The organism is Leptolyngbya sp. NK1-12 (genome assembly GCF_032598965.1).
GTDB lineage: Bacteria > Cyanobacteriota > Cyanobacteriia > Elainellales > Elainellaceae > Elainella.
In genome coordinates this window covers 5,227,824-5,241,738 of the sequence record NZ_CP053586.1, presented here as the reverse complement: position 1 = coordinate 5,241,738, position 13,915 = coordinate 5,227,824, and the positions used below count along the sequence as shown (strand labels likewise).

The 13,915-nt window shown below is 49.0% G+C and carries 10 protein-coding genes and 1 pseudogene; 3 read left to right on the top strand and 8 right to left on the bottom strand.

The features are described from left to right. Window positions 1-16: 16 nt before the first annotated feature. From HJG54_RS22220 to HJG54_RS22205, 4 genes are read right to left on the bottom strand one after another with little or no spacing between them, the layout of a single operon-like run. A complete protein-coding gene (locus HJG54_RS22220) occupies window positions 17-619 on the bottom strand; it encodes a Uma2 family endonuclease (RefSeq protein ID WP_316431447.1) in 603 nt (200 codons plus the stop codon). A 50-nt stretch (window positions 620-669) separates the two neighbouring features. Then, entirely contained in the window at window positions 670-1,476 is an 807-nt protein-coding gene (locus tag HJG54_RS22215) for a phosphoadenosine phosphosulfate reductase family protein (protein ID WP_316431446.1), read from the bottom strand. Continuing rightward, the gene (locus HJG54_RS22210) at window positions 1,473-5,171 is read right to left on the bottom strand and encodes a hypothetical protein (protein ID WP_316431445.1); all 3,699 of its coding nucleotides are present in this window, start codon (window positions 5,169-5,171) and stop codon (window positions 1,473-1,475) included. The genes HJG54_RS22215 and HJG54_RS22210 overlap by 4 nt, the downstream gene beginning before the upstream one ends. A 5-nt stretch (window positions 5,172-5,176) precedes the next feature. Beyond that, on the bottom strand, window positions 5,177-6,124 hold the full coding sequence (locus tag HJG54_RS22205; RefSeq protein ID WP_316431444.1) for a DUF4007 family protein: 948 nt from the start codon (window positions 6,122-6,124) through the stop codon (window positions 5,177-5,179). 387 nt (window positions 6,125-6,511) lie between these two features. Between HJG54_RS22205 and HJG54_RS22200 the strand changes: the two genes are divergently transcribed. Next, complete coding sequence (locus tag HJG54_RS22200; protein WP_316431443.1) at window positions 6,512-8,617, top strand: DNA phosphorothioation-associated putative methyltransferase; 2,106 nt, start codon at window positions 6,512-6,514, stop codon at window positions 8,615-8,617. On the opposite strand, the pseudogene HJG54_RS22195 reads toward HJG54_RS22200, so the two are convergent. Both HJG54_RS22195 and HJG54_RS22190 read right to left on the bottom strand, forming a co-directional pair. Continuing rightward, window positions 8,562-8,868, bottom strand: a pseudogene (locus HJG54_RS22195) (type II toxin-antitoxin system RelE/ParE family toxin). The gene HJG54_RS22200 and the pseudogene HJG54_RS22195 sit on opposite strands and share 56 nt — an antisense overlap. Beyond that, entirely contained in the window at window positions 8,865-9,128 is a 264-nt protein-coding gene (locus HJG54_RS22190; RefSeq protein ID WP_316431441.1) for a ribbon-helix-helix domain-containing protein, read from the bottom strand. Before HJG54_RS22190 ends, HJG54_RS22195 begins: the two are co-directional and overlap by 4 nt. A 474-nt stretch (window positions 9,129-9,602) precedes the next feature. On the opposite strand from HJG54_RS22190, the gene HJG54_RS22185 reads away from it, so the two are divergent. Then, entirely contained in the window at window positions 9,603-9,836 is a 234-nt protein-coding gene (locus HJG54_RS22185; protein ID WP_316431440.1) for a DUF433 domain-containing protein, read from the top strand. Between the two features lie 151 nt (window positions 9,837-9,987). On the opposite strand, the gene HJG54_RS22180 is transcribed toward HJG54_RS22185, so the two are convergent. Both HJG54_RS22180 and dnaN read right to left on the bottom strand, forming a co-directional pair. Continuing rightward, on the bottom strand, window positions 9,988-10,467 hold the full coding sequence (locus tag HJG54_RS22180; protein ID WP_316431439.1) for a hypothetical protein: 480 nt from the start codon (window positions 10,465-10,467) through the stop codon (window positions 9,988-9,990). Window positions 10,468-11,000: 533 nt separating this feature from the next. Next, window positions 11,001-12,176, bottom strand: a complete 1,176-nt coding sequence (dnaN, locus tag HJG54_RS22175; RefSeq protein ID WP_316431438.1) for a DNA polymerase III subunit beta — start codon at window positions 12,174-12,176, stop codon at window positions 11,001-11,003. Window positions 12,177-12,904: 728 nt separating this feature from the next. Here dnaN and era point away from each other — a divergent pair. Then, window positions 12,905-13,891 carry a GTPase Era gene (gene era, locus HJG54_RS22170; protein ID WP_316431437.1) on the top strand — a complete coding sequence of 329 codons (987 nt, stop codon included), beginning with the start codon at window positions 12,905-12,907 and terminating at the stop codon, window positions 13,889-13,891. The last annotated feature ends 24 nt before the right edge of the window (window positions 13,892-13,915 follow it).

The following is a 13,915-nucleotide window of genomic DNA, read 5'->3' as shown; positions in this document are numbered from 1 at the left end:
TTGGGACTAGAAATTCTTAAATGTTTGGAAAAACTGAGGTAAGCTCAAGCACTTGTTCAAGGAACGGTGGAAATTCCACAACTCCAGTTGATGGGATGATTCTTCTATTCAGATACCCAAACTGACTTGCTGTAATTTGAGATGGCTCGCTGTATGTCTCCAAAATGCGATCAATTACATTGAACAGCCAATAGTGGGGAATGCTTGCCTCGGCATAAAGAGATAGCTTGACCGTGCGATCGTACTCTAACGACGAATCTGCTACTTCTATGACCAGGAGCATTTCCGCAGGTGTTGGATGGGCTGATTCATAATCATCATCCCGGTTTTGCACGATCGCAAAATCTGGCTCTGGCTCTCCATCGAACGCAAGCGTAATGGGAGACTGGCACCGAAGAGTCGCCCTATCTCCAATGATTGGGAGTAAGACCCTGAGCAATCGAGTAATACAGGTTTCATGAGCAGTTCCCTTTGCTGCCATTTGAATAAGCTCCCCCCGAATTAGCTCGATGTGGTCATCTTCGCCCAGAAAGCCCAATGCCATTAAACGGTGATAGTCCTGCACCGTAAATCGCACGGGATGAGGGGTTTGATTGGGTTTGATGGCGGTAGTGATCATCAGGCCTCCTGGATAGCATCTCGGACTATACTAAATGTCTTAATTTCAGCTTATAAATGGCAGGCGAGACAGGGCAAGGTGTCGTCCTCTTCATCCAGGATAGCTTCTAAGGCTTCCACCAACGGACGATCAGACTTTTGCTGGGCTGCCCGCGCCATTGCTTTGTGATGATCAGCAATAATTTGGTCTTTGCGCTCTAGCAACTCTAATAGCGTTTCACCTTGAGTCCAGGTGTAGGTTCTACCATCTCGATGATTCTGCTCGTATTCAACTGCCTTCTGGAAAAGGTCAGGATGCTCTTGTGCTAGCATGACCCACTCGTACTTGCGCTGGAAGAAGCAAAAGTAGCAGCCCGATCGCGATCGCCAGCGGTAATAATCAGGCATTCCAATGCCGCTTTCTTCAAGTAAACGGATGATGTCAGCTTTAACGAGTCCGTGTTCTTTGAAGGGAAATTTAGCTGTAATAGTGGGTTTGGTCGAGATGTAACCATCACGATTCTCATCGGCACGGATACCAACATAGGTAATCACCTCGTCATCCCCTACCCATTTCTCTAGGGGAATGATTTTCATCTGCTTGGTACACCACCGCATCTTAGGGGATGGTAATACTCCACCGTACACATCTAACCAGTGGTCAAACCCTCGCTCTGCTTCGAGGTAATGAATTTTAATACCAAGCCAATCTTCAATTCTCCCTAGATACTCGTAAGTTTCCTTCAGTTCCTTATGGGTATCGCAGAAGAAGTACTCAATTTCTAGGTCAGGGTATTGCTGACGCATAAAGATAGCAAGGGCTGTACTGTCCTTGCCGCCAGAGAGACCTAGTATGTGCCGCACCTTCTTCTTGCTCATGCTGACTGACCCCGCTTCCGTTTAGGTTTCCTCAATTCACCTTGAGAATCAACATCTTTCCGACTCAGGAGTTTTTCGTTGAGCTTTGCTAAAAAGCCCTTCTGAAGCCGGGGATTGTCTCTCAATGCTGGCGTATTCAATACCTCTTCGGTGAGCTGATCGAATAACTCCGCATATTCTTCATCAATCCAAACAACTTCATGAACTTCCTGTCCATTTGGTTCGGTCACTGTAATTCTGAGAGCATCAAATCCTTTACCTTGTCGCTTGATTTCAGTCCGAAGGGCTTCCAGGTTCTCGAACCGACGAACCAAATCGCTCAAAGCAATTTCAAATCGGCTGAAGTCCTCATCAATCCAGCCCTTTGGATGTTTGTCCGCCACAATCCTGACTAGTGCTTCTAGCCAATCTCTGTCAGACGAATCCTCTTCCACAGCTTTGGCGACAAAATGCCGTAGGACAGGATCGATGCATTGCCCTACCAAGTAGCTGGCACGAACCCGCAAATCCTCCCTTAAGTTGGCTTCCTTGCTGCGAACCCCAAATGCTTCATAAAGGTGCTTCTGGCAGTCAGTCAACAAATTGTCGTAAGCCATCTGAATTTCATGGAGGCATTGCACCAGTTTCTTCCGAAACGCTTTTGCCTCCTGCTCATTTTCCTCGCTACCCGGCGTCATCGGGTTGAACCCACACGCCTCTGGTAGAGAGACAAACAGCAAAGCATCGGGTTCCTGAGCTGTTTGTAATGCCTGTAAAACATTTCGTGCTTCTGCACTCAGCCGCTTTGTCGATTGAGTAAATTCCGGCAGTTGACGGACAAATCCAAACAAGGGCTTAGCAACCGCTAACAATGATGCATTACGAACTCCCGCAGGAGCCTTGACATTTGGAGACTTCAGAACAGTTTCCAGTTCCTTAAAGACCTGCGATCGCAGTCCCACTATCTCGAAGTATTTCACCGAGAAGCGGGAGGGTTCCTTCACCAATAACTCAAAATGCTCTGGTCCCAGAACGGGAATAAAGGTTCCATCCTTGTAGATGCCTATGTCATCAACATGAACCAGCAGAAAAGCTGCAAGTAGGATAGGAATCACCCCAGGCTTTACACCATACGGAGGCTGCTCTAGCTTCTGGTAGAGCAGATCTAGCGTTTGCTGGCTATCTTTCGCCTCTGTGCAGAATCGTTCGATTTCATTCCAAATGAAGGATACATCAACGGTTGCTGACTCTAGGGGAGCTTCGCTACTCTGTTCGCGTTGGCGTCGCCTCTCCGTAGGAGATAGCGTCGCCTTAGGCGTTTCACTCCGCAATCGTCCTTTCAAGGCAGCCCCAGGAATATAGGGTAATGGTGGATGGAAGCCCCATTCATCAGCCTCCTGACGATGAATGCCTGTAGCTTCCAGCACTGACCCATACATGGCTACTTCAGGACCATAACCTTCTAAACCCAAGCGTTCCTTGTCAGCATTCTTGAGCATTGCCTCGATCAATTCGCGTCGCGCCTTTGCCCCCTGGGATGTCAGTTCACGACGATTGATCAGTTCGTTATCTAGCACTGCACCTTTGTCGTAGATGCGATCGCACAAGTCTGAAAGCGCAGATTGAAAGCCTCTGGAGGACTCAATGGCGGTGAGTTGACCATCAATCCAGCAGGTATTTTTTTGTGCTGACCAGTTGAATGCTAGAGCGACTGTTTCATTCAGTAATTGCTCTGCTTCTACAAGGCGTTGTCTAACCTCACGCTTTGCCACACCATCCGTTTGCAATTCGGGGGCATCTTTCCAAATCTTCTTCAATGCCAAAAAATCTTCACTACGCATCCGTAATAGTTCAAGATTGGCAACCGTAATTACAATCAGAGGCTTGCCATCTGCTGTGTGTGATGGAACTGATTCAAAAGACGCGGTATCTAACCAGTAAGCAATTAAGCCGTCACTCCCGGTCGTAGTACAAGTCAAAGCCTGTAGGTCAACCCGGCTATCAACGTACCGTTGCTCAAAATAGCGAAGGTTGCCTGTTGTGGTGTAATGGCGTTGAGCGACCAGCGGTTTTAGCGGATAGGTTGTGGTCAACAAATCAGCTAAGGGATTGTAGGCTTGCTCGATTTGCGCTTGAATTGCGGCTTCAACGTCGAAATCTGAGCCTTGCCAAATTCGCAATTCATCCTGGGTTCTACTGCGGTGAGTAATTAATTTTTTCTGCTTCAGATATTGGATCGTCTTCTGCCAATGCTTACGTCCCTTTTCATCCGCTGGGGAGTCGCACAATGCCAGTGCTACTAATTCAGGCGTTGCACGAAACTTTCCGGTTGAGGTGACTAGATTGAGGACTCCAATGGTTTTCAGTACCTTAAGAACATCCTGGCTCTGGCCTTTAGCATCCTGGATTAAACCTTGTACCTCAACCCAACGTTGTAAGTTAAGCCGCGACGCGAGTCCGGTTACTGCCTCAACAAAGTAGTCATAAAGCTGGTACAGCTTCAATGTCGGGATTTGACCACCTTGAATTGCAGTAGATTTAAGAAACTGACTGAAAGCATAAGGCTCGTCACTAGTGAGAAAGGTAAACAGAGAGCGATCGTTCTGGGCGTAACGCACACAGAGCATCGGTAGCACCAGAGCCGTCAGGGGGTGTAGGGGGTAAGCATCTGCTAGCACTTTTGCTGAAATCTCGTATTCCGAGAGTACATCCTTCAACGCATCAAACCAGCTTTCTGCTTGGAGGTGAATGCTGTGAAGAACTGGATCAGCATTCGATCGATTCTCCTCTGGAGACGCTACGCGAACGATCGCTTGCCCAATCAAGCGAGTCATCTGGCTGGGCGATTCAGTGAGAACGATATCTGTGAATCGTCCATGAATCTTTGTCCATTCGCTTTGTTCTACTGTCGAGAGGCGATCGCTATATCCTGCAAACGACTGATGGAGAATGCCCAACAGGTGAACCTGATAGTCTCCCTTAAGCTCTAGCTCAGCAATCTGTTGAAGCAAGTAAAGATCTTGAATGCCTTGATGATGAGCCGCATACTCCAGATTCTTACCCAACTCATCAATAATGAGCAGCACATCTGTTTCAACCGTTTGGACGACCTCTCGAAACAATTTCAGCACTTGTTGGTCGGTAACCTGGCAGTTGCCCTCCTCCGCCTGGAAGCGCCACTCATTAAGATCCATCCAGAAATCTGGCTTCCGCTTCTTCTTCCAAAAAAGCTCAAACCCACGCGATAAGGCACGAACGATTGTCCAGCTTAAAGGCTCCCGTTGAGCCGTTGCTACGGCTCTTAATAATCCAGTCTCAGGAACATTTGTGATGGCTTCCATTTCCGGACTGTCAACCGGAAAAGCATACTCAGCGATCGCCCAGGCTTCATCGGCTACCGGGCTTTCTTCTGGGGCACACAAAGCAGCAAGATAATGGGCAAACGCTGACTTTCCTATTCCATAGACTCCAGTTAATGTCCAGGCTCGGTGGGCATTCGGATCTCCAATGGCAGATAGAATCCGCCGCAAAGCTTCAGCCGATCGCTCAGTCGGAACATAGCCCTGAACTGCATCAGGCTTATCTAAATCTCTCTCTAAATTGACGGATCGGTAGTAGCGGCGGTGTAGCTTGAAATAGGTTGATAGAACGTTCGGCTGAGCGTCTCGACGGTGACGCTCGACGGAACCGCTCACGTCGAAGCCATTATCAGTCATCTTGCTCACCTTCCCGTTCGCGCAGCGTCTCCAGAGGAGAACCGATAGTACCCGTCTAAGATAGCCGCTGCTAGGCTCAGTGGCTCCCCTTCAAAGGAAAATTGAAGCTTTCCGGCTGCATCCGAGAGCCGAATCTGATCCCGTCGTCGGGCTACGACTTCGATCGCGTCGCAGATGGCACTCTCGGTCAACTTAAGTACGAGTCCTGGGCTACCGAGGTCGTAGAGCAAATTGGCAATTGGAATCGTTTTGGCGGGGCTACCTGTTCGAGCGTGGTGCTCTAAGCAAGCGTAAATCACAATTTCTGGGGGTAAGCTTGGCTTCTGCCCAACCCGAAACATATAGCGCCGAGAATCCCCTGCGGTGTGAATTAACCCCAGTTCTGTAAATGGGCAATCTAAGGAATCTTCGCTGACTTGAGCTTTACCACTGGGCTGCACGACATACATCCGCAAAATGCAACTCACATCCTTCCTGAGTGAAGACTCAGAAATACGGGGGGCTTCGCGATCGCGGTACTCACAAAGCTGGTAAAACAAATCTTCAGTCGTAAACTCAACCTGACGAAAATAATTGAAGGCAACATCCCAGGCAGTTGCCAAGTTAGGTGCTTCTAGCAATTTCCAGTGCAGCAGCCAAAGAGAGGCAGGATCTTCTAGATAAGAGTCCCAACCTTCCTGCCCCAAAAGCTGCTGACCAAATTCTGTCGGTTGGTCATCCTTCAGCAGCTTAAAGGCAGAACACCAGTACCGAATGGAACGCACCATGTTCTTTCCCACGCCGAGTCGAACAGGGGCATCCTCCCTTAAGAAAATCTCTGAATCGATAGAGGCACGATCAAAACCCTTCTTCAACCAACCAAAGCGGGGATGAAACGTTTCATGACGAGCAAAGACGATGGCTTTAGAATTGCCGCCGGTATCTGTATTGCGATTCGCTTGTTCTACCGTCATAATTCCATAGAACGAATGTACCCATTTTCTACGATTCAGAGCGTCCTGGAAAGCCCCAGCCATAGCGTGCATCTATTATGCTACTCCATATATAGGGGGAGGAGCTTAATTGTCCTTAATGAACGGGGATGATGCAGAATAATAAAGCGCACAAAGTGATCAACCCTTTAAGGGCTAATTTGTAAACAACTGTTTCGATCCCCCTAAATCCCCCTTGCTAAGGGGGACTTGAGCATCGGAGTCGAGTTCCCCCCTTGTGAAGGGGGGCTAGGGGGGAACAAGCCGTACCAATGGTTGCGGAGCTTTAGATTCACTTTATAAATTAGCTCTAAGGGCAGTAGCATAATGGGTTCAAATTGCGACTTAGGCAGATGAAGTCTTGTGCGGATGTTTTGTAGCCTTGATGACTTTAGTGCGATCGCCGTTACCTGCCAACGCAGCAAGGTGGGTAAGCTCCTGCCGGATGCTTTATATGTCCACGTCTCAGCCTTAGAGTCATTAGACCCACTTCTCCAAGAGTACGAGAATGAAGCCAGAAAGATTGCCTCCCCAGAGAGGATCACACTCGTTAAGTTCAATCTGGAAAAGCCGAGCATCTCCTACCTGTTATACCCAGAGTTTGATAGCGATCCGCACCCTGCACTTCAGTCCAGCATTCAGGTGAACCTGCAAAGCCGTGAGGTGAACTATCGAGATTACGGTGAGGCAGGCAACCCATTTATTCTTCACCGGAAAGAAACCTTTGTTGCGACTGATTATCCGCACTACCAGCAATTCGCTGCCCTCACTCGCCAGGAGGAAGCTCTGGGGCTACTGGATAATCCGAGAGCGATCGGGACGCGATTGGCTTGGGAAGAACGCTTAGCCCAGTTCAAAGTCGCCTTTCAAGGGCACACTCTGATCCACCGATCGCTCCTCAACGCCCAGTCTACGCAGGTCAAGATCGATCGCCACAAGGCAGCCATCAGCCGCAACGACTTCTCTAAACCTGTGCGTTTGGCATTGGAAGCAGGGCTGCTCAACCAGACCACAACCTTCTTTGACTACGGATGCGGGCAGGGTGGAGACTTGGAACGGGTGGGCAAACTGGGCTATGAGAGTGCTGGCTGGGACCCCTACTACCGTCCAGATTCTCCCCTGATGGCTGCGGATGTCGTTAATTTGGGATATGTCATCAACGTCATTGAGTCGCAGGCAGAGCGGCGTGAGGCGTTGATTAAAGCCTGGGAGCTAACCGGGCAGGTGCTAATTGTCGCTGCCCAGGTTCTCATCGCGCAGGGGAATAGCCAGATTGCCTATGGCGATGGGGTGATCACAAGCCGCAATACTTTTCAGAAGTATTACGACCAGGAAGAACTGAAGATTTACATTGACCAGGTGCTTGGGGTCGATGCCGTTCCGGCAGGGTTGGGTATCTACTTTGTTTTTCGGGACGAGGCACAGGCACAGAGTTTCCGGGCATCACGGTTTCGGTCGCGCGTCTCCGTCCCCAAAGTTCAGCTCGCGAATAAGCGGTTTGAAGATTACAAGGAACTGCTCACTCGGTTGATGGCATTCTTTACGGAGCGGGGACGACTGCCGACCCTAGAAGAACTGCCTGAGACGGAATCACTCAGCACCGAGTTTGGCAATCTACGACGGGCATTCCAGATCGTCCTACAAGCCACAAACCCGCAGGAATGGGATGCGATTAGCGATCGTCGTCGTCAAGACTTGCTAGTTTATTTGGCGTTAAGCCATTTTGGTCGTCGTCCCAAGCTTCGGGATTTGACACCTGTGGTTCAGAATGACATCAAGAGCCTGTTTGGGGGCTACCAGCAAGCCTGTGCTGCGGCAGACCTGATGCTGATGAGTTTGGGCAATCTGGAGGTCGTCGAGGAACGTTGTAAGAGTAGTGCGATCGGGCAGAAGCGACCGAATTCTCTGTGGGTGCATGTGTCGGCGATCGAGGCACTTGATCCTCTGCTCAGGCTCTACGAAGGTTGTGCCTCTCGCACGATCGGTCGTCCCCAGGAAGCCAATGTCATCAAGTTCCACTTCCGTAAACCCAAGATTTCCTACCTGTTCTACCCAAATTTTGACATCGATCCCCATCCTGCCCTGCACACCAGTATGGAGATCGACTTGCGGGATCTCCACGTCCATTACCGGGATTACGACTCCAACGACAATCCACCCCTACTGCACCAGAAGGATTCAATGGTGACAGCCGACTATCCGCTGTATGAGAAGTTCGCGAAGCTGACCCGGCAGGAGGAAGGGTGGGGCTTGCTAGATGATTTGCGCCTGATTTATGACGATCGTGGCTGGCAAAAGTGTCTAGAGGAGCATTGTGCTGAATTAAAGGGACATCGAGTGGTGTGGCGGAAAGATGCTGATCCCTATCGGGTGAAGTTGCTGAAGTCTATTCAGCGACAGCGAAGCAGCCTTATAACGATTAAGGTGGATCTTCAAACAGAGCCGTCAAATCCTGATAACCACTCACGACTCTGAGCACTTCAATATCCTCATTGAGGAGGCGGTAAAAAATTAAGTATTTCTCGTAGGGCAAACTGCGGGAACCAGGGTAGAGTTCGTCGCGTTTGCGACCTAATTTGAGGAAACTGAGCAATTCGCTGAAGGGTTGAATCGATGCCGCTCAGAAAGTTTTCAGCACTGGCTAGACTGCTTTGAGCGGCAAGGTAATCTGCAATTGCTCCAATATCTCGACTGGCACGAGGCGTGATGCGACAAGCTCGGCTCATGATCCAGAATGCCGTCGGCGTAATCGCTGACGAATCGCCTCGATTTCGCTGGTAGCATCCAGAAGCTCTCCCTGTTCAGCTTCTAAAGCTCCAAGCAATACTTCACAGCGCAATTCTTCAAACCGTCCCTGATAAATTTGTTCTTGCTCTGCCAGCATCCGCAGACCAGCCAGCATCATCTCATCCAGTGAGGTGTACTTACCACTGGCAATTTGGCGATCGGCAAACTGCTGTAAATCTGGCGGCAGGGGGAGGGTCATGATCGTATCTGCAGAAGACGAGTATCTGTAAGTTTAGCTTAGCTGGACGGTAGTGACAGCCCGTGCGTTAGCACGCATCGCCGAGGTTGGCAGAAGTGCCTGGAGGATCACTGTGCAGAGTTGAAGGGACAATTTCCTGCGGAAAGGCTACGCCAACGGGTGGTGTGGCGGAAAGATGCTAATCCCTATCGGGTGAAATTAGTCCGATCTTGTCGTAAAAAGCAAAAATTGTAAGAAGGGAGCCTTGATTAATTGTCCTATTGCAAATGAACAGACTCTGAAAGCCTTGCTACAGTGCAGTTATTCTCAATAAGATTTGAATTTTTCGAGGTTCCCAGAAGTACATTCAGATTATTGGTATAAGCCAACTGTTGAAAAATGGAATGGTATTAAGACTTTAGATTACCAAGATAGAAAATCACTTCCACTTCAGATTCAACTACCCCTTCTGAATTCGTAGGCTAGCATCTCATTATGGGAAAAAAACTTTTGCAACGCATCACGCATAATCCAGATATCTGTCATGGTAAACCCTGCATTCGTGGGCTGCGCTATCCTGTCGAGTTTATCCTTGAACTTCTGAGTTCCGGCATGACAACTGAAGAGATTCTTGCTGACTATGATGACCTCGAATCAGATGATATTCTTGCCGTTCTGCTGTTTGCCGCGCGTCTTCAGGTCAAAAGTATTCACAAGCTGGCATTGTGAAGCTTTTTCTGGATTGCAAATAAAAAATTACTGCGATTCCAAGCGGATTTCCTGCAAAATCTGAGCAACCTCATCTTCCGTATGAGCTTCATCATTTGCTGATGCATCACCAACGACATGAAAGGGATCGAGAAAAACCTCTGCTGCCTCTTCAAACGCTACTCCATGTTTCTCGAAATTGCTCAGAGATCGAGAAACATGGCTCCACTTGCTCAAGCCACCGCTCGATCCCTTTTCTGGTTGGCACTCCCCTGTCTGTGAATGTCCAAATACTTTGCCTTTGTTGAGGAGCGTAACTGATGTGGATGGGTCGTTCACGAAGTGTCTCGGAACGAGAATCGCCTCCATAGTAGTACAGCGCGTCAAACGGCAATCGCTGCTCTAGAATCCACTCGACGAGACGAGCGCTCTCCAACCCTACAATCCGAAAATCACAGGCAGCACCGAGGCGATCGCAGTAATACTTGCCATTCCGGTTCTTCTCATGCGCCATGTGCTGATCTCGGCTTGGATCAACCCGACCATTCTTTTTGCCTGTCTCCGGGTCTTTCTGAGCCAGAAACCGCTTCAAATCCTTTGAGCAAAATCCATAGGTCAACTGAAACTGTTCCCTTCCGAAGTGAGCAATCACAGGGTCAAGGATGTGTTCACAGAGAGATTTTAGAGCTGGAATTGTTTCTTCCGGATTTGCAGGATATGGATTGATGCGATCAGCATACCTCCTATACGTTTGCGTACAAGTGCAAAATTCTTGTAAACTCAGGTATTTTCCCAACAAGATTTCATGCATCCGAGCGTCAGCCTCCTGAATCGAGAATTCTAACTCCGAACAGAGTCTAAAATTCCACAATACAAAATATGGCTGCTCTCCTGACAAAATCCAACTTTGTGAACGGGTGCAATGCCTTAAGAAACTTTGATTGGAAGTGCAGGAGCCACACCAAGCCACTGCTCTCTCCCCAGCGCAGCAACGCCTCATTGACCCAAAACATCACTGCCATTGGTTCTGTAGTTGTCTACTATCAGTCTTTTGAAGCCAGCTTGTTGCGGAAGTTGGCTCAAAAGCTTTCCCTACTTAGCATAACTTTTCCGAAGTCAATTAGAAGCATAAGAGTTCCGTGGCAGAAAAGTTATCGTTCACCCAACAATCAACCTTTTCTTACTTTAGGATCTCACCTGTACCGGCATCACCAGATACGTCATCTTCATGCCACCGATGGGATTCAGCACCGAAGGGCTAGTGGCGGCATTAAACTGCATTTGGACATCGGTCGTATTGAATGCCTTTAGACCTTCCAGCAAGTATCGGACGTTAAAAGCAATTTCGAGATCATCACCCGAAATTTGAGCCGGGATCGCTTCTCGTCCGCTGCCAACATCTTGGGCATCGACAGATAGGATAATTTCTTGCTTGACGCTATCTAGATTGATTTTGACAATGCTGTTCTTTTGATCGGCCAACACTCCGATCCGCTCCAGAGCCGACACAAATAGCCGCCGCTCTATCGTCATTTGACGCGAAAACTGACGGGGGATGAGCTGGCGGTAGTTGGGATATTGGCCTTCTAGCAGCCGGCTAGTTAAGCGTTGATTTGCCCACTCGCACACTAACTGACCTGGATCAAACCGCACCGCAACCGAGTCCGCAACCGAGTTAAGCTGGATCATCCGCTCTAATTCTCGTAGTGCTTTGGCAGGCACAGTAACATCGAGAGTCTGATCATCCGTTGATTTGACCGCTGCATTGTCAGCAAAATCAGCAGGGCTAGTTTGCACAACCGCAAGCCGGTGGCCGTCCGTCGCAGCAAACTCCATACCGTCGGGGTTGACCGTTAAATGCACGCCTGTTAGCACCTGCTTAGTTTCATCTGAGCTGGTAGCGAACAGAGAACCGCGCAACCCTTCGGAAAGGGCCTCAACGGGTAGATAGGTGACTTCCGCTTCGGCAATCGCAGGCAACTCTGGAAATTCTTCTGCCCCCATGCCGCGCATTTGATAACGCCCCGACGAGCAAGTCAGTGTTACCATCGATTCACCCACTGGCTTACCGTCGGAACCATCAGAATCGTCGAGGATGATTTCGCCTTCCGGCAACCGTGAGACAATATCGCCCAGCAGCTTTGCAGGTAGGGTCAGGGTGCCCTCTTGCTGAACCTGAGCCGGGAAGCTGGTTTGCACACCCAAACTGAGGTCAAATCCGGTCAGGCTAATCTGCTGTGTTGCAGCATCAGCACTCAACAACACATTGGCTAAAACTGGGTGACTGGGACGAGACGGCACAACTCGACTTACAAGGGAGAGATGGGTGTTCAGTTCGCTTTGGTTGCAGATGAGTTTCATGGATCTGGGTCGTTTCTGGTGCAGCTTCCGACTGCGTGTACTGGCCCACAGCGGAAAATTTGTGATTTTGGACGTTAATCGTAACCGATTTTTCTAACCATGGGTTAGCTCGAAGCGTAATCCTAGCACCCCTGGTTTCAAAAGATGCAATTTTTTAGACTAAATTTCTTTGACAGCAACGGCTTTCTTTGACAGCAACGGCGGGGTTTGTCCACTTTATGCCTACAGATTAGGAATCACGAACCGGACAACCTAACTCGATTCTGGATCACCAAATTCTTATATCCTGAAATAACTTTAAAGAGATCTAGTAGTAGTAGAGGCTGTGGAAACTGTGGAAAACATCCTGTGATGATTGATATCCCTGCCTTCCAGCGCTTTCGGGGCTGTGAAAAAGCTGTGGAAAGAGAATTTAGTTTTGCACAAGTGTTGAGACAGAGTGAATCTTTTCTCGCAAAACCGGTCGTTTTCCCCACCCTTTCCCCAGGGTTTTCCACAGAAATTTAAGAGTTTTCCACAAAGCAAATTAGCTTAAAGAAACTTTGTAATGTTCTGTTATGTCGTAGAATGCAGTTTTTCGACTGATCGATTCATTTCAATCTATGATTTGGCTTGATTGATTGGGGCTGTCGATCTAAGCGGGGCTGGGCTAGCCTGAGAAGGCAGGGCCAGTTCAACCTATCCCTTGAGTGCAACCTATTGAGTGCAACCTACTGAGGCCGCATGATATGAGCACATTTGATGCTAATGATTCCAATGATTCCAGTTCTGGTTCTTCTATTCCGTTCGTCACGCTAGGTTCCTTAATTCCTGCTGCACCAGCGGGGTTTAAGTCAGGCTTCATTGCCATTATTGGACGCCCCAATGTCGGTAAATCAACTTTGATGAATCGATTAGTAGGGCAGAAGATTGCGATCACCTCTCCAGTAGCCCAAACGACGCGCAATCGTCTACGGGGTATCCTCACCCTGCCTACAGCCCAAATTATTTTTGTGGATACGCCAGGTATTCATAAACCTCAGCACGAGTTGGGGGTAGTGCTGGTGCGCAATGCGCAAAACGCAATTGAATCAGTGGATTTAGTGCTGTTTGTGGTTGATGGTAGCGTGCCTGCGGGCGGAGGCGATCGCTACATTGCAAATTTGCTCAACCAAGCTTCGGTGCCCGTTGTCCTCGGCGTCAATAAAATTGACCAGCAGCCGACAGAATCGTCCGAACTCGATCAATCCTATCAGCAGCTCGCAGCAGCCCAAGGCTGGCCCGTTGCTAAATTTTCTGCCCTGACGGGGGATGGTCTCGAAGAGCTACAAACTTGCCTGATCGACCGGCTCGAAGCTGGTCCCTACTACTATCCGCCTGACCTGATTACCGATCAGCCAGAGCGGTTCATCATAGGTGAGTTAATTCGAGAGCAGATCTTGGCGCTGACTCGTGAAGAAGTGCCCCATTCAGTTGCAGTGATTATCGACCGGGTTGAAGAAGATCCGGAGATTACCCGAATTCTAGCCACCATCTATGTCGAGCGCGATTCGCAAAAGGGTATTTTAATCGGCAAACAGGGCAGCATGATGCGAACGATTGGCACAAATGCCCGTCAGCAAATTCAGAAGCTGCTGATGGGAAAGGTCTATCTAGAACTGTTTGTCAAAGTGCAACCCAAGTGGCGGCAGTCGCGACTGCAATTGTCTGAACTCGGCTATCGGGTCGAAGAATAGAATTAGAATCGGTAGACCTCAATA

Coding starts and splice junctions, on each gene's coding strand:
- HJG54_RS22220 (WP_316431447.1), bottom strand. CDS start 619: ATGATCACTACCGCCATCAAACCCAATCAAACCCCTCATCCCGTGCGA.
- HJG54_RS22215 (WP_316431446.1), bottom strand. CDS start 1,476: ATGAGCAAGAAGAAGGTGCGGCACATACTAGGTCTCTCTGGCGGCAAG.
- HJG54_RS22210 (WP_316431445.1), bottom strand. CDS start 5,171: ATGACTGATAATGGCTTCGACGTGAGCGGTTCCGTCGAGCGTCACCGT.
- HJG54_RS22205 (WP_316431444.1), bottom strand. CDS start 6,124: ATGACGGTAGAACAAGCGAATCGCAATACAGATACCGGCGGCAATTCT.
- HJG54_RS22200 (WP_316431443.1), top strand. CDS start 6,512: ATGTTTTGTAGCCTTGATGACTTTAGTGCGATCGCCGTTACCTGCCAA.
- HJG54_RS22190 (WP_316431441.1), bottom strand. CDS start 9,128: ATGACCCTCCCCCTGCCGCCAGATTTACAGCAGTTTGCCGATCGCCAA.
- HJG54_RS22185 (WP_316431440.1), top strand. CDS start 9,603: ATGGGAAAAAAACTTTTGCAACGCATCACGCATAATCCAGATATCTGT.
- dnaN (WP_316431438.1), bottom strand. CDS start 12,176: ATGAAACTCATCTGCAACCAAAGCGAACTGAACACCCATCTCTCCCTT.
- era (WP_316431437.1), top strand. CDS start 12,905: ATGAGCACATTTGATGCTAATGATTCCAATGATTCCAGTTCTGGTTCT.